The sequence below is a fragment of the bacterium genome, from assembly GCA_021108215.1.
Taxonomy (GTDB): Bacteria; Oederibacteriota; JAAXVQ01; order JAAXVQ01; family JAUVAV01; genus JAIORK01.
Genome location: JAIORK010000049.1, coordinates 56560 through 83375, shown reverse-complemented (window position 1 = coordinate 83375; position 26816 = coordinate 56560). Strand labels below are relative to the sequence as shown.

General features: G+C 47.6%; 1 protein-coding gene. It reads left to right on the top strand.

All coding sequences use genetic code 11. The features are described from left to right. Nucleotides 1-172: 172 nt before the first annotated feature. Complete coding sequence (locus K8S19_11260) at nt 173-26440, top strand: glycosyltransferase (protein MCD4814255.1); 26268 nt, start codon at nt 173-175, stop codon at nt 26438-26440. Nucleotides 26441-26816 lie beyond the last annotated feature (376 nt).

The following is a 26816-nucleotide window of genomic DNA, read 5'->3' as shown; positions in this document are numbered from 1 at the left end:
AGATTATTGGTAAATTAGCAACTTACGGATCGTGTCGTTATGAAACACACGCTATATTATATTTTATTTAAAAGGTTTTTCCGTTTTTCTGGGTTGTGACTCCTTACTTCCTGTGATATACTTTCTAAAATGTAATACATAAATATAAACATATGTCACTCAGGAGAAACCAATGGGATATTCCCTAAAATCGTTTTTCGCGATTTCATATTGGCATAAACCTTCACGCAAGATGTCTACCAAGGTTATTGTCATGCTTATTTCACTCACGTTCTTATTTCCATATTTCACATGGGCATTTGAAGCTGCGACCTTTATGGCCAATCTCAATCCGGTCCTTTTTAATAACCAACCCATTGAAATTAATCAAAAATACGGAACCATCTCCCAAACGTTTCACGGATCAAAAGATCAACTGGTTATTCATGTCAATGATCTGCATTGCAATCATGAGGTGCAGTGGAATATTTCCCAAATCATTAATGAATTTGCGAAAAACCATTCTCTGAGTCTCATTGGAATTGAAGGTGCCAGCCAACCGGTCAATGTGACCAAACTTTCCACTTTTCCGGTCAGCGGAATTAAAACGCAGGTCGGGAAATATTTTATGCGGCAAGGCAAGATGTCAGGTTCTGAATTTTACGCAGCCTGCGGAAAACATCCTGTTTCCTTGGAAGGTGTTGAAGATCCCCGCCACTATCAGACCAACCGCGAGACGGTCGGCAGCTTTTTAACCGATGAAAACACGGGGTACATTTTTGATTTACGCGATGCTTTTGATGAAATTAAACCGCGCATTTACGGAGAATATCTCCTCAAATTCGACTTGCGCAAGCGGGCCTATCAAAAGGGGAAAATGCCGCTGTTGAAATATGCCCGGTATTTAAAGAAATATGCTTCAAGTCTTACAATCAATCCGGACCAATTTCCGCACCTCAACCTCTTTGTTTCGAAGCGCATGAATGTCTTTCCGCTGGAAGTTGATTCAGACAAACTTTTTAGTGATATCGATATCCTGGAAAAATTGATTCATGAAAAACTCTATACATCACCCCGCGAGCGGGAACTGGATGTTCTTCTGCGGCGTCTGGAGATTGTAGAAAAACTGATTAATGTTTCAGCATCCCCGGTTGAACTCGCAAAATTCCGCATGTATCCTGAACAGTTTTCCATGGATCCCTTCATGCAATTTTTGTCCCTGTATGGTCTGGATGAAGAGATGGACCTGGAGGTCTACTCACTGGATAAGCAACTTGCCCTGGTAAATCGTTTTTATGACGGTGCCGACCAGCGCAGTCATGATTTTGTCGGCAACCTGCTGGCGGCAATGAAAACACAAAATCAGCGTATTGCCATGTTGACCACCGGCGGCTACCACACGGATCTTATTTTAGAATCTTTGCGCGGGCAGGGCGTTAGTTATGTTTCCATCAAGCCGCGAATCACCAAGCTCGATTTAATCAATCCCTATTTTTCATTATTAAAAAACCGCTATACCCCTTTGGAAAAACTCATTGCTCAAAATCAGGAAGAAATTGCGCTGGCGCCGCTTTTCATGCAATGGCATGATTCACAGGCAGTTCTCAAGGAAGCGACCTTGCCCCGGGATGTCCGCGTCGCCTATCAAATTCTTGATATGACGCTGAAGTTGATGTGGGCCAACAACCAAGTCGCCAAAGGCGAGGTTGACAGTGCACGCTTACAAGCTGCTTATGCACAACAGATGTCACAATATCAGGCCAACAATCCGGATGTCGAGCTTGATTTTGAAGGCATGATCGCGTCCAACGGAGCTTTTTTAATCCCGATTAAAAACACTTCTTTTACTGTTGCCGTTTATCCCGGTACGATGAAACAGACCATGCCCCAAACCCAGCTGCATACCATGGTCTTGGGCGACAAAGAGCTTTCTTTCTATACCAGTAGCAGCAGCGAACAGCTTGCCAAAGCAATTCGCGGTATGCGTTCCGGCTGGTTGGCGTCTATGAACGGCATGCGTCGACGTCTGGCTGAATTGTCGGGACGCACGTTTTCAGAAATTTCGGCAAGCATCCGGATTGCCTGGTCATCTGCCGGTTTTACTCAACGTGCACTCCTTTTGGCACCGGCTGTTTTCACACTGACAATGGCCCTGGCCTATGGGTTGGATTTTTCCACGATGCAGCAAACCGGCATGGTTATGTCTGCAATACTTCCGGTTGGTTTTGCATTTCAACAGTTTGAGACGCTCCGGCTTAATCGTGATGACATAGGGCGTCATCATGCGCTTTTCCGCTATGCGCTGATGGAGCCTGTGTCCCGGGTGAATGTTGCCTCAGATACGATGGTAAGCGATTTTGATCGTTCTTTGGACACGGTGGTTGCCATGAACCGCGAACTTGATTTTAATGCAACCCTGCATATTGCCGATTCCAGCCGTCTCACCTTGGACCAATCCTTGACCCTGCTGGATGAAATCAAAGCTATTTTCAGCAGCCGCCACGGTATTGCAGCCTATACCCCGGTGGATGAAGCCGGTGGCCGGCTGAAACACTACCGCACGCAAAAAGGTGCCCAGTTTTTCATTTCATCCTCAACGGTAAAGGGAAATACCATCGCCGACCGCAAAGCAAAAGGGGAGACCCGCCTGGACGGCAGTATTGCTTTTTCAACACCACGCTTAACCGCAAAAGCAAAAAACACCGCATCGGCAGTCGATCGCTGGCTCAAAGACATATTCCGCTTCATGTTGCATGCGCAAACATCCAAAGTAACCCGGAGCACGGTGACACCTATTTTACGCCTGGCAGGACGTCAGCCGATTGATCCGGCGCAACAAAAAAAATGGCGTTTGGCTTTTTCAGAAATCGAGGGCTATCTCGCGCCTATCCTTGCCGGGATCAATGGTAATTTAGCCTCCGCGCTTCCACTCCGATCCGGTTTGGGCAACCATGTCGGCATGGATGCGCTCGAAGAATTTGTCACGCAGGGTACGCCCGTGGGAAAGCGTTTTGATTATTTCAATTTTGGCTTCACAAACGGCCAACCGGAATTCCGTAATCTGGCGCCGCTCTCAAATCCGATTGCTTTGAACCAGGCGTTGGTGCTGTTAAGCGCGGCGTTCAAGTATATGGAGGGACGCGTTGCCGGTACCACCCTGCCGGTGGCACCGGCAATGCCTTTTGCCGCTTATTTCAGTGCTGATACCGATTCTGCACAAATCAAAACGAATCTCAGTCAATTTATTGATATGCTTAATACGATTGTGGACCAAACCGCGGGTGCACACGCGACGCGTTTTTTCAACAAGCAAGCCATCCTTTCGGCATTCGGAGATTTTTATACGACCGCCAAAAAAGTCCAAAACAATCAAGCCCGTTTAAAAGCATCCCATCAACTTGATCCGAGCTTGCTCGCCGCTCCAATGGATTTTCCCCAAGTACAAGCCGCATTTCAAACCATCGCTTCTAAAATCGGCTATGCGTATCAAGCTGTGCAGGCATCGCCGCTTGTTCAAAACCGGCGTTTTGCGGTCACCAGCCGCACGCTTATGTCCATATTCCCGATCGTTATCCTGGCAATAATTGCAGCTGCTTCTTTTCTGGGCTATGACACCAGTGAAGGCCATTCTCTGGCGGCAATTATTTTCAGCGGGGTTGTGGCCGGACCGCCTCGTGGCGAAGACCAACCGAATATTCTTTTTTTCGAAAAGGGCATGCCCGAAGCCCCGCCGTATTTGCTGACCCGTTTGGGCGGCAAAGGACGTAATTTATACGAGATGGCGCGCCTCAAACTGCCGGTGCCGCCCGGATTTACCATTCAGTCGGATATATCCAAACAAACAATTTCACGCAAAGGTAAGCTCTCACAAGCTATTTGGAAAGAAATAAAAGATAATGTTTTCAGGATTGAAAAAACATCGCGGCGCAAATTAAACAACGAAACCAATCCCTTGCTGTTGTCAGTCCGCTCCGGCGCCGAGCATTCGATGCCGGGGATGATGATGACCGTTACTCACATTGGTTTGAATGACAAAACCGTCAATGGTCTTGCCCGCTATGCCCAGGATGAAGATTTCGCCTGGAATGCCTATGCCCGTTTTATTGAAGAATTCGGAGTCAAAGTCATGGGAGTCAGTCAAGATCAATTTACAGATATCCGCGAGCGTCAATTGCAGCAAATGAGTTCCTCCTACTTCTCGAAAAGTGATTCTGCAAAGTTGATCAAAACTTATAAAAAAATGATTCTGCAGCAGACCGGATCGCAATTTCCGCAAAAAGTGCATCTGCAACTGAAAATGGCCACCGAAAGAGTCATGACATCTTGGGATGACGAACGTGTGCGTACACATCGTGCAGCTTACCGTATACCGGATGTCGGCACCGGGGTTACAATCCAGCAAATGGTTTATGGTGACATGAATGACCAATCCGGTTCAGGCGTCGTCTACTCGCGCGATCCTTTAAGCGGCAAACCGAAATTATCCGGTGATTATGGCATCGGCAAGGTAGGGGAGGCGATTGTTTCCGGCAGCACATCTGCGGAATCAATGGAAACACTCAGGGAAATCCAGCCGGCGATCTATGCGGAATTAAAATCGCACATCACAATTCTGGAGAAACATTATAAAACGAGTCTGGATATCGAGTTCACGATTGAAAACGGCCACCTGTATCTGCTGCAGGTTAGAAGCGCAGACACACTGGTTGCGCCCCAAGCCCGGGTACGCATTCTCTGGGACATGCAAAAAGAAGGGCTCATTTCCGAGCAGGACATTATCCAAAACGTCCCGAAACATGAATGGGAATGGATTGAAGATTATTTGCGCGCCCCAAAAATTCCGGCCACGCTCTCCCATAAGCGCACTGCCCGCGGAACGCCGTCTTCCGTCGGTATTCACACAGCCAAAGCGGCTTTGACCCGACAGGATGTAGCCAAATTCACACAAAATCAAGAACCCTATATCTTGATTCTTGATCGTTCTGACGTTGAACACGAAGCCATGATTGCCCATCCGCTTTGTATGGGTGTTGTCGAACGTTTGGGTTTGGTGACCTCGCATGCTTCCGCCTTACTTCGAAAATCGCGCAGTCTTAAACCATGTGTGATCGGTATTTCAGAGATGAGTCTTCATTTGGAAGAGACCCGGCCGTTCATCCGTTTTTCTCAGGATGCGGACAAAACATTTGCCGGTCACTTGTTAACTGTGGACGGCAACAGCGGCAATATCTATCTCGGCGACATGTCCGAAGAGATGACGCCTTCACCCGTCAGCATGGTTTTGGATAAAAAATCATCCCACCATCGCACAACTGAGGAATGGCATTATTTCCAACAAATTCAAGAATGGCAGGACATGCATCAAACCTGGCTGGAGGAAAAAAATACGCAATTGGACGAAACCATCAAGAATTGGCTGGTCAAACCGGAAATAATATCCGACCAACCACAGGAAATCCGCGAGCCGCTGGCCTATATTCAAAATAACCGCCCGGATTTGTATAACAAACAAAACAGTCAGATGATTACAGCCTTATTAAAACTATTTCTTGCCAAAGATATTTTGCCAAATCTCGCGGATATTGTGCGCGGCGATGTCGGTGATGCCATCAACCAGTTCTCTGAAATCATGATTGATTATGTCGAGCCGCTGAACAACGATACCATCATTCAATTATTGCGGCTGGTGTATGAAATTGATCGTCAAACCTTCTACCGTTTAACACTTTGCCCGGGAAAAAGCCACAATCGATTTACCGGTGTTGAATTCGGCGAACTGATGCCGGGAACACCGATCTTCGCCACCTTGGGTGAGCGCTTTCCGGAAATGCTGATTGAATCCTTGGAAGAAAATCAGTTTGATGTCAGCCTGAATACAAAAGAAACATTCGGAAATTGGGTGGGCATTATTAATTTCATGCTGAGTCGATGGATTGTCAGAATGGCCCCCGGCAAAGTTCAGGCTGTACTTTTAAAAATCAAACCCGAAACATTGGCAGCCTTAAGCAGCGAATGGTTGTTCGGGGTGACGCGTGTCCCGTTTTATTACCCCGGAATGCAATCTAAGAGTGTCGCGCGTACGCTTAATCACGTTCTGAACCAATGGAAAGCCAATGATACTGAAAAATATCATCAGTTTTGGGATTATGTTCTTCGGAAAAACGCCCCCAATCGTGCGGCATTACAAGATCTGACATCACTGCTTGCCAGCAAGGACAAACCGATTGAAAAAACTTACACGCGTGCGAATTGGCTGGAAAAAACACTGGCAAGTGTTGGTGTTCATTATGATGCCGGCCAAAGAGCAGCTGCCGAACGCATCGGGGAAGAATTACCTGCCATCGACATTGATAATTTCCGTCTCAAAAAACAATTGATGCAGACTTTGGATTATAATTACTATCTGGCTGAGTATGGCGATCAAACCTTTCAATTCGTCGTCAAACGGGAGTTTGATGTCAATGATCTGCAGGGTGAAGGCCAGGCCAACCTGGGGACGGATCTATTTGCGCAAGAACTTGAAAATATGCATTCTCTGATCAAACGCATACAAGCCATCGGCCGGCTGACCTATCAAAACATACCGCTGGCCACGCAACTCCATGCCACCATAATTGATAAAAAAAATAATACCATAGGCTTTCTTCGCGAAGATATCCCCGGTATCGATTTCATGACACTCTTAAAAGACAACCGTCTCTCGGAACAACAAATCTCCGATGTTATAGAAACAATTAAAGGGCAACTCCTGGTATTGCACAAGTCAGGTTATTTTCATGGTGATATTCAACCTGAAAATATTATTATTGACCCGCTTACCATGACGGTCCGACTCATAGGATTCATTACTGAGACTTCTAAAAATCCGATTGAAGATGATTGGGTCGATCTGGTTAATTCAATTGAAAGCTATGCCCAACGACTCTCCAAGCCGGCTCGTGAAAAACGTATCCGCGATGCAAAAAATCTGGCCCGGCATTTGAATCAACAGGAAAAAAAATTCGTATCCGATGATCAACCGCAATCCTCCGGCAATGCCATCACGTTTTCATTTGGTCGTCTGGCACTCAGTGTAATCGGCATTACCGCTTTAGGTTTTCTGATTTCTTATCTGGGTTCACCGGGTGCATTGCATTGGAGTATTTTTGGACTCGTCTCCGGACTGAGTTTGGTCACAGCATTTTTACCCCGGTTACTATATATGTTGCGTTTGGCTTTTCCCAAAACCGTTCTGCCGGAACTCACGAATGATAATGCCGGACGTCAACTGGAGGGATTACTGGCGGATATTGAGCGCCGCGGTGGTTTGCCGCTGGGGTATGTGCGGCCCCGCCTGCAAGTCTTGACGCCCCGGCCTTTTTTCTCCAATCTGTTGCAGGGTTTCCGCGTAGGGCAGGGCAGGAACGGCGTCATCCACCTTCATCCCCGGTTCCTCAGCCTTCCGCAATCCATGCAGTGTTCTGTTCTGATCCATGAAATTTATGAAGCACACAACCAGGGCCATCTCCGTGCCACAGTGCGTGAGTATGCGAGTATGGCGGAATCATTGTTCGAACGGTCCATGACTTGGCAGGAAAAACGCAACCGCAGGGTTTATGCCCGGGCAACCGCTGTTTTGAACCCCCAATCCGATACGGTACTAAACCGGCAAATCCATACCGCTGTTGCGCGTCTATTTGAATCCCGGCCTTTATTGCCGGGTGATCGGAAAAACATTGAGACGATGATTGGAACGATTCGTCTTATGCTGCTTCGGGACCAAGTGCCGCGGCCGCTTAGCGGACAAATGCCGGAAATCAATGCTTTTAGCGCATCGTTCAAAACTTTTTTAAATTTACATACACCTGCGCAAAATGCCCGCATGTTGAGTCTGCTGCATTCCGTAGAACCGAAACTTTGCCGCAGAATCATGCAAACGCCGATAGGGAATCATGCTGTTTATTCCGGCGTGATCGCCCAACTGGCCCGCGACAATCCGGCCATGTATCGTACCCTGTTGGAAGCACTTGAATTTGATCTCACACAAAAAAGCGATGATTATCTCAAAGAATATTATCAGCGCATTAATTCAGTTTATGCACGTTCATTGGTTCAGTTACCCCCCCGGCAAATCACGCATACTTTAAGCAATGTTTCGGGCCGGGTTTTAGCTGATCTAATTTATGAAACAACACTAATCATGAGCGTGCCGGGATTATTGGATATGTACGTCACACCCCATATTACCCGGACTGATTTGCTTGAAGCCATCAATCAGGGTATTGCCGCCAATCCGCAAAGGGAGATTTTCTGGGACAAGATTAATTCACTCGATCCAACCCGGCAATCCGCTTTTTTGAAACAAGCAATTGCTTCCAATAATTTTATCGGCAAACTCCGTTCTTTCGGCATCTCCATCCCTGAGCAGGCAAAAGCTCCGCTGGAAAATATTCGGTTACAGGCCCAATTGGTTATACGCGAATTTGCGGCGGTTCCGCAGGATACGGAAAACCGCAATCTAAAATTAACCGCCAGATTAGCCATGTATTTACGCAATCAGGGAAAAAATGTCCTGGTAGTAGCTAAAAAATCAGAGACATCCAATCTGATTCATCATCATATATATATAGACGGCACCATTATTGATCTTGACCCAACACATTTTATGGCAACCTCGCCGGAAGCAACCATTGCAATTAATAAAATAACACAGGATGAAATGATCATCATAGAAGCCGAGCGGCCGGCAGCCAAAATTTACGGCACTGGTATCACACCTGTGGTTATCGGCAACAACGCCCTCAATCAAGTCCATCAACAGAATTTGGTAGAACATGAATTACCTATTTTCGAAACACCGGAAACCGCGCTTGAAGATTTTGAAAAAGCCGGCGGTTTTATCCGAATACGTCCTTTGCGGGTTGTCGGAACAGGACTCTCGCTGCTCATCTTGGGTGTTCTTTCTTTTATGCTCGATTCGGGAACCGCGCTTTCCACACTGACTGAAGTGGGAATCGGCAGTGGTGTTTTTATATGGGTATTGAATTACACACCCAAGCTTTATTACCTCTGGCGTCTGACACGCACGCCGCGCGCACCACAGCTGAATCATGTCCGGATTAATCTGCAACTGGCACAACTGATTGCCGATATTGAACGCCGCGGGGGATTGCCGACCGGCTATCAACGTCCGGTTTTTAAAGTCTTACCTAAGTCGGCCTTTTTACACCCAACCAAAGGATACCGCATTTCCTACGGCGGTGCCGGTCGTTTTATTTATCTTCATCCCAACTTTTTATCCTTGCCCCGTTTTGCTCAACGCGCAATTATCATCCATGAAATTTACGAAGCCAATGCCGCCGGTCACGGCCGGGCAACGCTCAAAGAATATGCCAGCTATATCAAGACACTCATTGCCTATTACCTGCCGGCGGCGCGCCGGGAAAGAATTTCGGAGCGCATCGGGTATAGAGCCAAAGCGGACCCACAGGAACGCAAACGTCAAATTCGTCTTTTATTGCGCGAAATTGATAAAGAAATAAAAAATCCCGGCAGTGGAAAATTGCCGGGCATCGCCGTTATTTCCGATTTGCACGCCGACATAACCCGGTTTACCACCTTACTTTCCGATGCCTTGCAACAGGTAGCCGGATTCAAAGGACAGCTCGACCCCCTGCGTTCCATTGAGGAACAGATGAATGAACAGGGGCGTTCGCTCAAGGATATGCCCGGATCCATCGTGATCAACGGCGATCTGTTGGACCGGGGCGCGGATGGTGTCAAGGCCTTTCGCATGGTTAAGGAATTGTGCGAAATCGCACCGGACCGCGTTGTTTATATTATTGGAAATCATGACCTCTGGGCAGCCGGCAATTTGTTGGGGCTGCATCTCCCGTGGTACAAGGGTTTTAATCATCACGGCGATAAGCTTGCTGAAAAATTAGTTGAACAACACCGGAAAACCGAACCGGATAAAGTTAATAGTTTTAATTGGTGGACCGCAAAGCTGGCTGAATACAACACAGTACAAACTAAATTTGAAAAAAACCGCCTCGGAATCAAGGCCAAAGCCGCGCGCGAAAATTTTGTCGTACAAATGAATAAATTCAGAGGTCAATGGACCAAGCAACAGATGGATACCTGGGAAGAATTTGCAGGTCATTTTGCCCGGATTAAAGTTCCCAAACCGGCGGTGGGTCTAAACGGCATTGGTAAAACTTCGGTGGCTTGGTGGGCGCGCATTGTCAGGGAATTGGACCAAGGCAAATCGCAACGAAAAGCGGACGGCGCCACCTTGGCCGAGCTCAAGCAATGGGATGACGCCGTTCGTCTGGCACGCGAAATCCATTTGGCCAATGAGAAGCACCTGAAACAGGCCATGGACCAGGGTAAGTGGTGGTTCCGGGTTTTTCAGGGAATCAATACCCAGGCGTATTTGAGCATGGAATGGTGGTGCAAAGACTGGTCAAGCCACAAAGGGTGGGGCGAGGCGGTTATAAAAGAATTAAATGAAATGCATCTGAAAATCAATAGCCGGAAAATCACCCAAGCCAATTATCCCCAGAGTGATGTTTTGCAGGAAATGGCCAATTTTTTTCTGGAAAACTTCAATCTCTTCACGTTTGATCCTTACGGTGATCTGGTCTCGCACGGCATGTTTCCGATCCAACCGGACGGAAGCATCCAGCTAACCTACCGCGGGGTAGAATACACCGGCCGCGATATTTTTATTGCACTGGAAAAAATGACAAATGCGGTAAAAAAATCACGAGGTCAGCGGCACCGCATGCAGGATGCCTTTGCCATCATCAATGCCTGGTATGCGGACAAAACCACACAGATCAAACCCGATCAAATCAACGGGATTATTCACGACATCGGCATTGCCGTAATCCAGTCCGGCATCCGCGTTTTCAACTGGTTTACCGGACACAACACTTTGCCAAAACTGGAATTGCCGTTTATGAATCAGGAGGGAAGTTACGCAAAATTTTTCATTGACAAAGGCATGTCCGCCAACTTTGGCGGCGAGGGGTCCTATGCTTTAATCAATGCGCAAGGCATAAAAATGCGCGGATTTGTGACTGATAAAGACCGCATGATTGTTGATAATCCCGTCACCCTCACAGCTGACCGGGTAATTATAAACAAAGGCATGCCGGCAAACGAATTTCTGAAAAAAATCCAACGGTCGCTTTCCATGGAATTAACCCGTCTCGAGTTCACAACCCGCTTTTTCAATTCCCGCGTCCGTTGGCAGCCGCTGAGTGAAATGCTGGCAAACAATTCGCTTTCCACGGCGGAATACGCTGCGGTTATCCGGCAGCTGCAAGCTCAATTGGATGCGATGCACCGTCAGGGCAGTGTACACGGCAATCCTTCACCCGCCCAAATTATGATTCGTCCATCCAGATTCATCCCGCGCTTTTTACAGCGGCGTTTCCCCGGGCTTTTTCCTTTGACCGCCCGTTTTTCGCCTTTTGAAAACATTTCCGATACCTGGACTGCGGCGGATGATAACTGGACATTCAAGGAACTTACCCAAAATCAGACGATTGCCATGGCGGATATCCAAAAAGCCGCGACAAACCTTCAACGTCCTCAGGTAACCCAACTCTCTCATGGACTTGCCAACGCAAAAATTTCTGCCGGCATTGTTCGTAAAGGCAACCAAATAACTGTTTATGTTGAAAATACGGTAACCCGCAAAATCATCTACCAAAATTCATTTACGATTTCCCATGACGCCGATCAGACGGTTATTGACGAGCTGGATTATGTCATTCGCAATCTTGATGCGCGTATTGATACTGTAGGGTTCATCGGATGGCCTGAAAATTCGTTTGCCGCCTTACAAGAACATTTGTGGGATGAGTTGGACACAGTGGCGTTTTCACCCCGGCGTGTTCCAGGAAAATTTTTCCAAAAGGCGCACACTGCAGTAGACGCCAGTCAGGCAGCCATGCAGGCATTCGAGGCCACTGCCCAGGAAATTTTGATTGATGCGACCGGACTGGCACATGTCAATACCCTGGGGAGCCTGGGTCACTTCCGCGATCTGTTGGGTCCCGTGCAGTTGGCACGTCACCAGTCCCTGGCAGAGGCTGCGCGTCGTAATGATCTTAGGACGGTTTTCATCAACTCCACGCCCAAAGGCGGGGGAGTCTCCATTATGCGGCATGGCGGTATTCGTTGGGCGAAGATGCTTAAATTACCCATGCGTTGGTTGGTCATGACCGACACTATTTCCCAAGGTAAATTCAAGGGAATCTTTGACATCACCAAGCTTAAATTTCATAATGTTCTCCAATTGGGGCACGAAAAACCCCTGAACAGTGAAGAGATGGCATTCCATCAGGGCTGGAGTGCCGCACATGCCAAGCAGTTTGCCCCGCATTTAAAATGGGGAAATGTCTTTGTGATTGATGATCCGCAACCCGCAGGATTGATCAAACATATCAAACGAATCAATCCCGATGCTTTAATTATCTGGCGTTGTCATACTCAGTTTGATACGGACCGGATTAACCAAGCGGGAACCGCTGCCAATAAAACCTGGAAATATCTCCAGGACCAAATCAAGGACGCGGACCTCTTTTTGTTTCACGAGAAGGCGTTTGTTCCGGCCGGGTTTGATGCGGATAATAAAATTCTGCAAATGTATCCCGCCATGGTGCCGTTTGACGGCATGAACAAACCTTTGGGTGCTCAGCAAACCAGTTATTACATGCGGCTCTTCAATGAACTCGCGATTAAAAGCGGCAATACAGAAGTTGATGCCAACCGGCCGTTGATAACCCAAATTGCCCGTTTCGACCCTTCCAAGGGCATTGATGATGTTCTTGAATCTTTTAGACTGCTCCGTAAACGCCTCAATCGGCTGCATGGCGTGGTTGCCTTCTTTGCACGCGGTCTTAAGGTATTGACCTGGATACGGTTCCCGGGGGGGAACTATCTCCACTACCAGACAACACGTCTGATGAATCGCCTCCAACCGCAGCTCGTCATTCTGGGAAATGTCGCAGACGATGATCCGGAGGCAAAGTCACTGTTTAATCGCGCCATGCAGAGTAAATCAAAGCCTGAATTCCGTGGCATTGCGAATGACATCAAGGTCGTCATCGCACCGCATAATGACCAAATGCTTAATGCTGTCTTGCGTTCCAGTTTCATTGCATTGCAACTATCGCACAAAGAAGGATTTGAATTCAAAGTGACCGAGGCCCTCCAAAAAGGTGTCCCGGAAGTCGCCTACCGGGCCGGGGGGATTCCGGCGCAGATTGAGGATGGCGTTACGGGATATCTTGCAGACGTAGGTGATATTAAAGGTGTCGCCAACCATCTTTTGCGTCTGGTCCTCAACCCCTTTGGGCATGCAAAAATGTCTCGAACCGCTGCACAAAAGACAAAAACAAATTACATCATCCAGGATAATCTGGCAGATATTATTAGTATGGGAATCATGCTGCGCGAGGGCAAGCTTACCCGGCAGCTGATTGAAGATAAAGAAGCAGCCATGGATGAACACGCGGTTGTTGCCAACCTGCGGGAGCGTGTCATGGATGATGCGTTCGAGACGGTCGGTATCCCAGTGGAAATTCCCATCGAACATCTGATACATAACCGTTTGATGACATTTCTTTGTAACCGTATCGGTCAAAATAAGATCAAAGATGAATTTGAATCGCTCTCTGTTTTTTTACTACCCGACAATACCCTTAAACAAGAAGCCTTTGCCAGTGTGAACAAACTCTCGGATACAGCCATCCTTGCCAAGGCGAATGATCAGTTGGGGTCTTTTTTCGCGACAAGTGCGTATAGTGCATTTTTGGGCCGCCCGCTTAATTTAAGGGAAATTCTTTTAAGACCTACCATCGGGAACACTGATTTTCGTCAGGTGCTTTTTCAGTCAATTTTAAATTTTGGTGATACCGACAATCTCGAGCTTTTCAGTGCAGCCGGCAGGGAAGCGTATTTACGCCAAGGTATCGAGAGCCACTATACCCTCATTCGTGCGATTGAAATTCTTTCGCGCGAAGAAGATGCCATGGTGATTTACGAGACCGACGTGAGTGATCTGACAACCTATCTGCTAAGCAAAGAAGTTGTGCATAGCGTTAATTATTTCCTCAAAACTTCGGGTAAGTATTATCAGCCTGGGGATGCGACAATTCCACACAATCTTCTCGATCTCGCTCAGTTATTCCAACCGGCCGACACACCACTCAAAAGGGAAAGCCTTCTCAATTTATTAAAATTAATTAACCGGCTCAAGTCTGAAAGTCCGGTATGGTCTACTGCATTCTCACATCCTGCGCTTAATCTGGCCGCAAAGATCTCCCAAATCGAACAACTGGTGGCGGAACAGGAACAAACACGAGCCCGAGGTATTTTTCCGGAATTCCAGGATCGTGTTATCAATCATGACGGAAATATTGTCTGGCCGCAGGCACTGCGAGCTGTTTTTATTGAAAATCTCTGGTTACTGCCGTTTATGGGATTTATAGCTGTTTTTTTCTTCGGCGTTGCGGATTTAAGCATGTTTTCCAACTTCCCAATATTAAAAAGCATCATTTACATGGCAACCGCGCTCCTGTTTACAACCACCGTCAGCGCAGCGCACGGCAACCGAGTTGTGGTGTATAGTAAGTCCTTAAAAAAACATATTACAATTAATCGAACCTGGCGGCATACACTTCAATTGACCGCTTTATCCTTGGGCATGCTTGGTCTCTCAATTGGCGGCATTCTTTTGGGCAGCGCCGGTGGCAGCATTGTGATTGGCGGATTAATCGGCTTTACTGCCGCCTATATACTGCATGTGGTTTGGAATTTGGGATTCATCCGACTGATTTCCGGATTGGCGGCCGGTATGGTGCGCCCCATCCGGGTTATACCTCCTGAACCTAAAATAGTGATCGAAGTAACGGTCGAAAGCCGTATAACGGAAAATATTGTCAAGCAGGCCAGAAAAAACCTGGTCGATCCCAACCATCCCATGCGCGAAAAACTCAATCAGATACTCACCAGCTTAAATGGAAATGTGGTAACCGCGCTCCAAGTGCTGGCCATGTCCGTCTCTGTCGGTGGTATCGGCCCCTTGTTGCGAGACCGTATCGATGATCTGGCTGAACATTCAGGCATTAAAAAAGCTATTGGCGTAACCCCGCTTTATCAATCCGTATGGCTCCAGAAAATCGAACCGCGTGAAGATGGCGGCGGAACCTTCGGACTGGAAAAAGTGCAAAGCGGCGATCTGCTCCGTTCCACCTTGCCGCGGACTAAAAATCCTAAAACCGGCGAGGATTTGACCCTTCAGGTTCCCATGTTCAACGGTTCCCGGCGTACTGTTGCGGTCTATGAAGATGTTGATCCTGAATCCGGCAGTATTATGTATTATCTGGACGATTACAATCCGGCAGAGTCGGAACCTAATATTTTTGACACGGTGTACGCCGGCAGCGCTGACAAAGCCGGGGCCGAACGCTTCCGGCATGATCCGGACAACGCCAAGTCACGGATTGAATTGGAACAAAGCTATTTAATCGGCCGGGGCTATTTGGCCTTGTTGGAGGCGCTTGACATCACACCGGATGCCATTATTTTGTCTGAAATGAGCGCGGGCACGTTCGCTTTGCCCGAGCTGGTGGAGGATGAATTTAAAACAAATCCCCGCTTTCAAAATACGATCAAAATTCTCAATGACCACACGCCGCTTGAATATGCGCATAAAATTGCCAACAAACATTTTTTAAGTGTCTATAAATTTTCCCGGAACCTACTTAACCAGGTAACGGACACCTCAGATAATGTTCATATTACCGGGATGATTGCCGCAGTCGCCCACGGATTATACGGCGTGGCCAAGATGCACGGCGATACCATGAAAAAGATGCCTGCCTATCAAAAGGTCAGTGAAAAAATTCAGTATATTACCAACGGGGTTAGTCTTAAATATTGGATGCAGGGAAAAATAAAAACGTGGTGGCAGGCTTTTAACCGGCAAACATCACACATCACAGATATAGCGGCCAAAGAGGCGGCCTGGATCAAACGCCTTGCTGAAATTCCGGATGAGGAACTTCTTGCAGAAAAAGCGCGGGGACGCAAAGCCATGCTTGATATGATCACCGAGCGCTTCGGCATGGATGCCGATTGGCAGGCCAGAGTTGAAAATATAAAATTCATCAATTGGACGCGCCGGGTCGTGCATTATAAGCAGCTTTACAAACTAAAGGAAATGCTCCGGGACCCAACGATGCGCGAAGAATTTATTAAACAGGATGTAGGTATTATAATTGGCGGCCGGGTACACCAGGATGACTATGCCAGTCAACAGTTGGTACAGGAATTCCTTGACCTTATGCACCAGCATCCTGAATTGGCGGACCGTGTCCTGATTGTGCCGCAAAACCGTGATCGTTTGATTTATTACCCCAATTTTAATACCGTGGACATGCAGCTGATCGCAGCCGGTGTGGATGGTACGATCATGGGCGCCAATGAGGGAAGAGAAGCCTCGGCAACCGGATTTATGAAAGTCATGGTCAACGGCGGCATTGTGATTGGCTCACCTGACGGCGCGGTTCCTGAAAATTGCGTCTTCCTTGGAACAGAAAAAGAATATAAAAACCAATTTCCGGAAGGAACCAAATTTTCCGAAGACCCGGCAGGTGCCAATGCGGTCATTTTACCGTATGACATGATAGACGACGGTGATGGCGGACGTCGCAGTTTTTCTCCGCAAGCTCTGCTGGCTGCATTGATCAAAGCCAAGACTGCTTTGGATGATCCGGCCGGCCGTATCGCCATGATTAGGCGTTCATTGGCCGAAGCACCTAAAATCAGTACTGCCCGGGTGGCGGGTGAGATGGTCGGAATGATTGAAAAACTTGATGAACAACAAAGAACCAACGACCGGTCGTATACGAAAGGTCAAAAAGCAGCTGCCAATTTAAGCCGCACCTTAAAAAAACGGGATCTTTTTACCTATCTGCGCAGACCTACGGGAAAATTTACCTGGAAAATGGGTTGGGAAGAAAAAGTCATTAGCGAAGGATTCAATCCCACCATTGGCGGTATTATAAAAAACTTTGAAAAAATCGACCGCGAAACCGGCGCGGTGATTGATGAAGTTTTACTTTTCAATGCCTATGGTAATCCGGAATTTAATCAAGGTGATATGCACCAGGGCGGCTATTTATTAGGGCATTTGCTAAGCAATCTCCAAAAAATAGAAGATGCCGATCCCAAAACCCATCAAATATTGCTCGCTTATTTAGAAAACCTCAGTACGATAACACAAAATGCAAGAGACGCCAATGATCGTGCCGGCATGCGCCTGATCCATTATGAACTGATGGGGTATTTGGCCGGCCTGGAAAAGACGCTCCAAACAGAGATCGCTGCCGCGCAAGAACGCGGGCTGGCCGCCAGTTGGAATTCTTTAAAAACATTGCTAGCACAGCTTACCCCCACGGGAATACGTTCCCTGCTGAATTTAAGAATGGGACGATTTGAATGGAAAATTGAGAATGACCAGCCTGCCATCTCACTTCCTGTCTCCAAAGAAAAATCCGGAACATTGCAAGGTATTCTCTTCGAGATTGACCAACTTGCCGCACAACCCGACCTGTTGGAAAACGCACTCATGTACAGCGCTTTGGGAAATAACACCTTCAACCAAAAAGCCGGGCAGCAGGGCGGTTATCTGATAACGTATTTCCGCAATGTAATTTTGGAAACAGAAGAACTCACGGCCGATGCCCGGACGAGTCTTCTGGCACTGATTGACACCTTGGCCGCGCGTACGGCAAATGCCAGAAAAAACAATGACCATATTGGCATGTTAAGCTCGCATTTCGAACTCATTGGCATGCTGCGAAATTTGGTTTTTGTCCAGGATCGTTTAGATGTTTTTGAAGATACGCGCAACAGCATGGATCATTTTTTTAAAAATAATTTTATGGCATTAGGCGGATTTCTTCGTCGTCTCATCTCCCAGGAACCGAATTATTTCAGCACCCCCATGCCGAACAAAGACGTTACGCTCGGCCAACATATCATCACCCTTTTGAACCGTTACGAACTTTGGTTGAACACCGAACTCCCGAACATGCTGCAAGCTGCGGGCAAACAGTCTGCCATTTACCCGGAACAACAAAATAGTATTGTCGAAAATGCTTTATCCGTATTTTATAAAGAATCCAATACAATTTTTTCTGAAATCGATTCTCTAGCCAAAATTTTTCCTTTGGATGATTTTTCCACTAAAGGACTTCGCTCTTTCTCGGTCGTCAGGGATTCACTTGACGAGATGCGCCAAAGGATCGCGGCCGGATCAGCTATGGTTGAATTTTCTTTGGGTGATACACAACCCCTCGACGCCAAATGGGCCATCCAGCGCTCGCTCCAGCGCCTGGGAGACCGCGCCCAAAACGTCCGCATTGAAAGCTTTTTAGAAAATGCCACATTGATTGCCAATCCGGACCGGTTTGCTTCCATGATACAAAATGTTATTAATGTCGCCCTGGAGAGCAATGCCGAGGTAATAACCATCACGCTTTTCCGTAAAGATGACAATCTTGCCATCGCCATCACGGATGAAGGGGGCATCCCGGTTGTCGAGGACCGTATCAACGAACTCCTGACGATTCCTTACCAGGCTTCCCGCCGTGCAACACGCACGGTTGCCACGGAGTATGCCTACGCAAAAAAAATGGTTGAAAACATGAGTGGAACAATATCCGTTGCACAAAAAACAGAAAACCGACAAAATGTGTTCACGCTTTCCATGGAACTCCCGCTGCATATCATCAAAGGGGAAGTCGCACCGGTGGGCGATACCTGGCGCTGGGACTCAATTGTCAAGCTTACTTCGACATTAGCTCAAGCACAGACTCGTGAGGAAATCCAGGAAAGTGTCATGCAAACACTAAAAGATCTCCTGGGCCTGGAGCGCGCTAATTTTTATACCCTCTCAAAGAATTCCAACAATGAGTGGCAGTACGTGAGCACGGGCCGCTATGGATTATTTGGATTCTCCAGTGCCTTGACAAAACAACCGTTTGATGCAGGTGATGAAAAACAACAGTTATTACTGCACTATGACCAATCGCCGGAAAACTTCCGGTCCATCCAAATTATCAACCAACGCCATACAGATCCCAGGGTCAATCCCGTTTATGTTCTTAAAGATATTTTTAAATACAAGCTTTTTGATGCCACGCGCGCCTGGCAGTACCGTTTGTTCGGTTGGATGAACAACAATACTGTAGCCCGCTTTATCCCGCCGGTTTTAGCCGGACTGCTGCTCAGAATGTTTCCCAAATCCTGGTTGCAGGAGATAAACCGCTCCATTACTCTGGCCATCACGCCGCAGGGCGGCGAACCCGGGAGCATGATCTTTATACTGCCTAACCGCGAATTGCCGCCCGAAGAAATCGAGCTGCTTCAGAGGGTTTCGCAACAGGCAGCCGAAGCTTATCAGAGGGTTGAACGTCTGGAAACACTCACACAGGAGTGGCCCCAGGTCCAGGGAAGACGCCCGGTTTCCCAGGAACTAAGCGCAATCGTATTTCAGGGAAAAGAATTGTTCCACACGGTTTCCCAAGAATTCTCCGATCTACTCCACACGCTTGAAGCACGCGGTGCTCAGGACACTGCCGATTTCAAGCGCCTGTCCGGCTGGTTGAAAGCTTTCCAGACATCTGAAGTCAGATTCGTTCACAGAACCACTTTGGCGGACAAACTTCCGGTTTTGGATATTCCGCTGAATACCACAAACCGGGAATCATTGGTGTCGGATTATTCCCGCCGGCTTAATCAAGCGCAAACAACGAACGAAGTCCATAGCATGCTGTCCTCTGCGATGAACTGGTTGGAAACACTTCAGAATTTGTCGCCTGACGAAATTTCAGCAACCTCTGAAATGATCCGACAACTGGCGGACAATGCGCTTGAAAACATCCGGAGTATTGAAGTTCTCGCAGTGAACCAGGCTGTTGAAACCGGCATTGCCACGTTGACTGAAATCCAGGGAGATGCATTGACGGAAGCCGGCAGCACATTGATCTCTAAAACTGTGGCGGAACTAAGTTCTTACCACCAGCGTACCCGCCAGCTTCAAGGCATCAATCCGGCGGTTTACATGCTTTTTGATTATACCCGGCGGCTTTTGGGAACGCAGGACCCGCTTCAGGTTTATAGTATTATTTTTGATGCGATTAAAAACAACACTCCTTTTACCGGACTTAATATTTATTCCACCCGCACCGACGAACGGGGAACCCAGTGGTACAGAAGCCTGCGCCGCAGCGGGATGTATGGCGGTTCTGCTGCGCGTTATTGGAAGACCACAAAAGATGGTGCTGAAAAACATCGTGCCCTGACATTTCAAGTCAAGGGACTAAAAACCAAACAGGACAAAAAAAACAATTTAATTTACGAACAAAGTGTGCAAACCGGACCGCTTGATTATCTTTATATTGCCCAGCGCCACAAAGCACCTTTTGTTGACAAACGGGAGTTGCTGCGGGATATCGTCCGGCATTCCAGCCGTCCACTTCCAGCCCGGCTTAGAACGGTCAGCGAAACAGTTGCACTCGGCATGCCGCGATTTTTGGCTGCGACAGCTGTTTGGATATTAACCCTGGTACGTCCCGGGTCGGTACGCCGGGTGGATACTATCTTGCATATACCCATTTATGATGCGCAACGTCATCTGCGCGGCATGTTACTGATCAACAATTGGCGCAATGAGCAGCCCGTATTTAAAACAGATGATGAAAAAAATGTTTTGCTCAACAATCTTGGGCTTTTAATCCAGCAGGCAGAGGGTAGTTTCAGTTCAGTACGCCAACATGCAGCACTTAGGCAGAGCGGAGAAGAATTCGAATTGGTTGCCGATGAATTAATCGGCGATTTAAACCGTGTCATGGCCATGTATTCCGGCAATCTTTCCGAATTGTTAAACAAGGACAATTTCCTCATGACTCTGGCAGATCAACTCAAAGACGCTGAGCGTATAACAGATCCGCAGGCTGAACAATTGGTAAAACTTATTGCAATGCTTACTGCATGGCCTGAAAGATCCTCCGCATTATTGGAGAAAATCACCGGATTCCAGAAAAGACTCGATACACAACGCCGTACGCTGCAAACGAACATTTCGCAGCGGATTAAAAAACTGGAAGCACGGTCCGATCTGGCCCACAATCAATTCGTCAAGCATGATGAACAGAAAATTATTATTGAGCTTAACCGCATATTGGGAAATGCCAAAACCGTCCAAGCAGTCCAAACTGCAGCCGAAAATGCACTGCAAAGCGCAGGCAATAACCAACAATTGCGCAATCTCATTTTACTCCAGATCCAACTGGCTTTTGAACGAACCATGGATATGACACTTACGCTGACAGAACATCAAAATCTCCAGGAAAACTTGCAGGAAATCAACCGGACATTCACGCTTTTTTTAGCCGATATCCAGGCCGGGTTCTTCTTGATTTCCCAAGCGCCGCACCTTATCCAGGAAGGCTTGATTGATGCGCCGCGCGGACAAACCGACGATGTTATTCAGGCATTCAATCAAATGATGGCGGTTTACCGTCAAATGGGATTGTTCGTCTCCAATATGCAGAGAATTCTTAATGCGCGTGTGCAAACCTTAAATGGTGATGCCGCCTATCTTCCGACCTTCGTGCCGGCGGGAGAAAACCAATATCGTGTGCTGTCACAAGCCATCACCTCGAAGGCACCCCAACTTGAATTAGAGCGCATTCTTACGTACGGTCTGCTTAGAACCGGTCTGCCGGAATTTGAGCATCTCCATGAATTTCGCGGCAATGAAGAAGCTGCCGGGATATTTACACGCAATGTAGTGAATACTTTGTATCGCTTGAAAACCGGGGTTTGGCGCAATATCCTGCGTTTGCGTCAAACTCCGGGTTTGGGCGGCAAACTTGGTATTCGTCATATGCTGCAATCCCGTCGTCTTTACCAGCAAGTGCAAAATGACGGCCACGGACAATTGCTCTGGTTACTCTCATTGATTCTCATGGATGGGCGTGCCATCTCCCGGCTTTCATCCAACCAGCGTCAACTCGGCTCCCATTTGGCGCGCAGCATTATCACCCGCTACAATCAGGAAACCGGGCAGCAACTGGATGCTGATCTGGCTGCCAAAATTTTCCGGCATTATCATTTGATGGACAGCTATTTCAAAAAAGAAGTAACCCACAAAACCGTCAAGAACACCCTGGATGAATACAAGAAAAATGAATTGTCCCTGTTGTCGCTGGTTTCCATCGTGGTGATGATGAATACCGACCGGGATGGATTCCCAACCGCCTCGCGCGCAAACCGGCTGTTCAATGAATTTGGAGATTGGCCGCGATATCTCGCGTGGTCACAATCTCAAATCCAAACACCTGAACAAGAAGCGGTTAACCGGATTATGGCCTGGGCCCGCCCGGAAGGACAGGGCATGACCCGCGACGAGCAGGATGCCCGTCTGCTGCAAATCAACCAAAACCTGGATGCCTGGGTGTCGCCGAAACAAAAAGAAGCATTTATGCAATGGTTGGGAACTGCGAATTTTTCCAATGCCTATGAAAATTTCTCGCGTTTATCAGAACCGGCACTTGCCAAATTTCTGTATATAAGCTGGCAGTTATCCCAAACAACCAAAACCACGGAATTTGTAATTGAAGTATCCGGTACATCAGGCCAACTTCAAAAAACGCTGGATGTTTTCGAAGAAAAAACCGCATGGTTTGATCAAAAAATCCGAAAATTTTCCCGGGCACTACGGGAAAAACGTCCGGTAACATTTGAAAATTTTGTTATTCAAAAAGTTGCAACCAACGGTCTTTCGCAACTCGTCATAAGCGTCCGGGGAATCGCGACGGATGAAACGGCCGGTGTCCAAACACGTTCACGTCTTAGCCGGTTTATGACTGTTTCCGGCATCCTTTTTGGTGTGGTCATACTCGCCGGTTTGGGAGTCGCGGCACTGAATCTGTCATCCGGATTGACGCTTGATTCGCTGCAATTCCAAAATGCATTTTCACCATTTCTACTTTTGATGACCGGAAGTTTATCCAGCCGATTTCCTGTCGTGAATCGTTTGCGGCAGCGCATAATCGCTGTTATTCCCATTTCTGTGAGTAACCAAGTTGCCGCCTGGTTCGGTCATTCCGATGTTTTACCGGTCACCGAACTTGCAGCTGTCACCATCCTTGAAAAACTCAATGTCGGTTCCATGTCTAATGTTTATCGCGCAGAATACCAAGGCAAAATTGCGGTCTTCATCCGCCATCACTCGTTGGATGAGCAGGATACCCTCAAGTATCGCGGCGATACGTATTCCGCGAAAGATATCAAAGAAATCGAAGGCGGTATTACCGAACGTGCTTCTCACTATCACGCTTTTCGCGGGATAATGTTTCAGGGGCATCCGGTGGCACCCCAGGCCTTAACCTTGGTCCGCAATGACCGCGGTCAGGTGGTCGGCTATCTCAGTGAACTGGTGCCGGGAGGCAATCTCTATGATTTGCTTCAGAAAGGCGCTGTACGCAGTGAACAATTTGATGAAATCCGGGATCAACTTATGGCGCAGCTCAAAATTTTGCATGACAACCGGCTTGTCCACGGTGATCCTCGATTGGAAAACGTTCTGGTTGCATTCACCCCGGATGGAAAACCGATTGCGCGCTGGATTGATTTCGAACCCGCACGCGATGATTGGTCTGCTGCGAAGGATATGGAATGTTTCAACGATCATTTTCTCGTTGACGCACATATGCTTATGACACCGGAGCATATTGCTGAATTCCGCACACGTCAGATTACATTGGCAAGCGTTCAACGCTGGCATGCTTTTGCCGATGATCACAGCGAAACACTCACCACAATTCGACGACTCGCCCGCACACTCAACAAATCACTGGCATCCCATCAAGCTCCGGACACCTTGACCGATTCGGTCACACAATATTTCAGAACACTTTCATCGCTCGGACTGAAAGAAAAACGTTTCCGAACTCATGAGGATTTTACCGAACTCTATATCGAACTTAAAAAAGGGCACATGCCGTTTTCTGCAGCTCTGAAAAGATTTGTTGCGCAACAAGCCAGTTCTGATTTATCGACTGCCTCAGAAGCATGTTTAACAGCTTTGCAATTATTTCTTCAGGATTGGGAACGCTATGCTGCGCTGCAAACCGATAGTTCGCAATCGCAACAGTGGAACCGGGACATTGCGGCTGCATTGAAGAAAGCTTCCATCATCACACCCCAACGTGCCGGTCTTTCTTTTCGTGCAGGCATGACGCGTCAGGCGCGTCTATTCCAAAAGTTTATGCTTTCGCTTTTATTTAATAGTGACCGGAGCCTGGCGGGCAATTTGCGTGTAAGATTTCCTTTGGAGGGTTTGCATACTCTAATTCAAACCGCCATACAATTTTCTAAAGGGATGATCGTGCTTTTGTGGGCAGGTCGTGTCCCTGATTCAACTGTCACCGTTGATCCGGCCAACCCCGATCTCATATCACTGCTTAAAGAAAATGCTGTGCCCGATGCTGCAACTGCAAGCGCATTTACCCGGCGCTTTGGCATCGCTATTGAACCGGTTGCTGTATTGCCCCTTTCGGAATTAAACATTGATTTTTCCAAAAAAGCCGGTTTGCTGTTCAGGCAGGGCGGTATGTACCAAGAACAAGCTGTCGACCAAAAACCGGTCATCTATCTCCCGGACACCCTCCTGCAGCAGTTGATGCGGGGAAAACCTAAAGAAGGCATATTCCGCCGGGGAATTTGGCGGATTAATTTATTTTTATTGAGCCTTTTGATCAACTACCAATCCTCGCGGTATTATGCCGAGACCACCGTGAATGATCTTCAGCTTGCGGTGACGCGGGAAAACCGTGATGCTGTCGAGTACCTTTCGAGCAGCACCGGTCTTTTAAACCTCCGGGGAAATCCAATGGCCAACGACGTTTATTCACGGCAGCGCAGCAACCAATTTGCATTTAGTGTTTTTGACATTCTCAAATTAACCCAGGCTTATCTTCATGAAGGGCAGGCATTACTTGGCCAAAAAACCCTGCCGGCGCTGGACCAATTCCTTACCCGTTTGGTGGATGTTCGCAGCCAGGGAGCCGAGCCAAGTATTGCGACAATTGCCGATCTCATTGCGCATGCCAAAACCATATCGCCTCTCTCTATTGAAGGGATTTGGCAATCAGTTGCCCAAGAAAGTCAATCCTTGGAAGATGATGTGCGTCAGATGGTCTTGACCGACTTAATCGCCAGTATGATTGAAAGCCGGAGTCTCATAGCAGCCGCGACACCAGGACGTCAGCCGGCGACACACCCCCTGGGTACGCATGAGCAGCTCTATGTCCCCAGCATGCCCGGGACCTTCAGAACGGTCATTGCCATGCTGGACTCTTTAGAAACAGAACTTTCAAAATCAGGAAAAAGCGGCACAAATCAATTGCGCCATCGTATCGCCGTGCTCAAAGAAATTTTATCCCTCACCGGGATGAACCGCAGTGGTACCCTAAGCGCTCTCACGCCTGAATTGGGCGAAATTCTCTTGGGGGAAACACTTTACTATACAGCGCGCGAAGGTACGCAGCTGCTGGATTTGGGAGAAGATCTTGATACACATCGGATGGGATTGACCACCGGCAGGGTTGTGACAAGTCAGCGTAATGGGGTCCGGACAACCACTCGTGAAATCATCGAACTCAGTGCTCCTGATTTGACCGGATTGACTCTGCAAAAATCAGACCAGGACCTGATCCAGGAGGGGATTATCGCGCAACATTATCAAGGGCATCAGGAAACCAGGATATCCTTTCAGGCCAAGCGTTTAAACCCTGCATTGCGTGTGCTGCTGATCATTTCCGCCATACTTCCGTCGTCGCGTGCGAAACAATTCTTGCACAGCCGCGTTCAAAAAACAGACCCCATGGGATATCTGCGCCGGATTACCGCACCCTTAATCGAGTCACCCTTTAAAACAGTCCTTACCAACGGCGCCTCGCCGGTTGGCCAGGCTTATTTAAGATGGGTTGACAATCCGACCCGGATGCATGAGCGTAACTTCCTCCGTGCCATGATTCGGGTATTGAAATCTCAACGAAATGAACTCAATATTCTTCAGGAACTGGCGGATCCCGGTCAAATTGCGATTCTCAGTGAGCAGCATCTGAATTCTGTTGTTTCTTTCCTTGAATTAACGCGTGAACTGGCCGGCATGCAGCCCATGGCTGCCGGTGACTGGCAAATTCAGGTTCGTGGTGTGCGTTCTAAAAAAATTATGCTCCCGGGACTTTTGGCAAAACCTGGAAACATGGGGACTTGGGGCGCTTTGCTCGATGTGCTGAATCATTTTGATTCGATTAATATCCATACCGATATTTTCAAACAGCGGCGGCGCCGTCTCTTTAGAACAGCTGCACAGGCTGCCTAATTTTCACCTTACCAAACCGAGACCAGTTACTCTGACCAGCTGGTCGCGAATTTACTTTTAAAAAGTATATTCCTTGTATAATTGGGCCCAGGCACTCAAAACAAAGACGTCCAGATTGTGTGCCTGCTAGGCGTTTTTTCAATAACAGAAGGGAAAATTCTGTGAAAAACATCGCGTTTTCACAGAACAAACCGATTCATGCTGATGCATTAAAATGATATGCTCATACTTATCTAATATTTTTAGTTAACCCTGAAGACAACCATCTTACCGCAGCAAGACAATTTACGTTAAGTATTTTGATTTTCTGTTGGTATTATTAGAATTATGTACCGTCTTTATTTTTGTTCGCGTGCCTCAAAATATATGCCGAATT

Bases quoted from the DNA above. Each gene is read 5' to 3' on its own strand.
- K8S19_11260 (MCD4814255.1), top strand. From the start codon at position 173: ATGGGATATTCCCTAAAATCGTTTTTCGCGATTTCATATTGGCATAAA.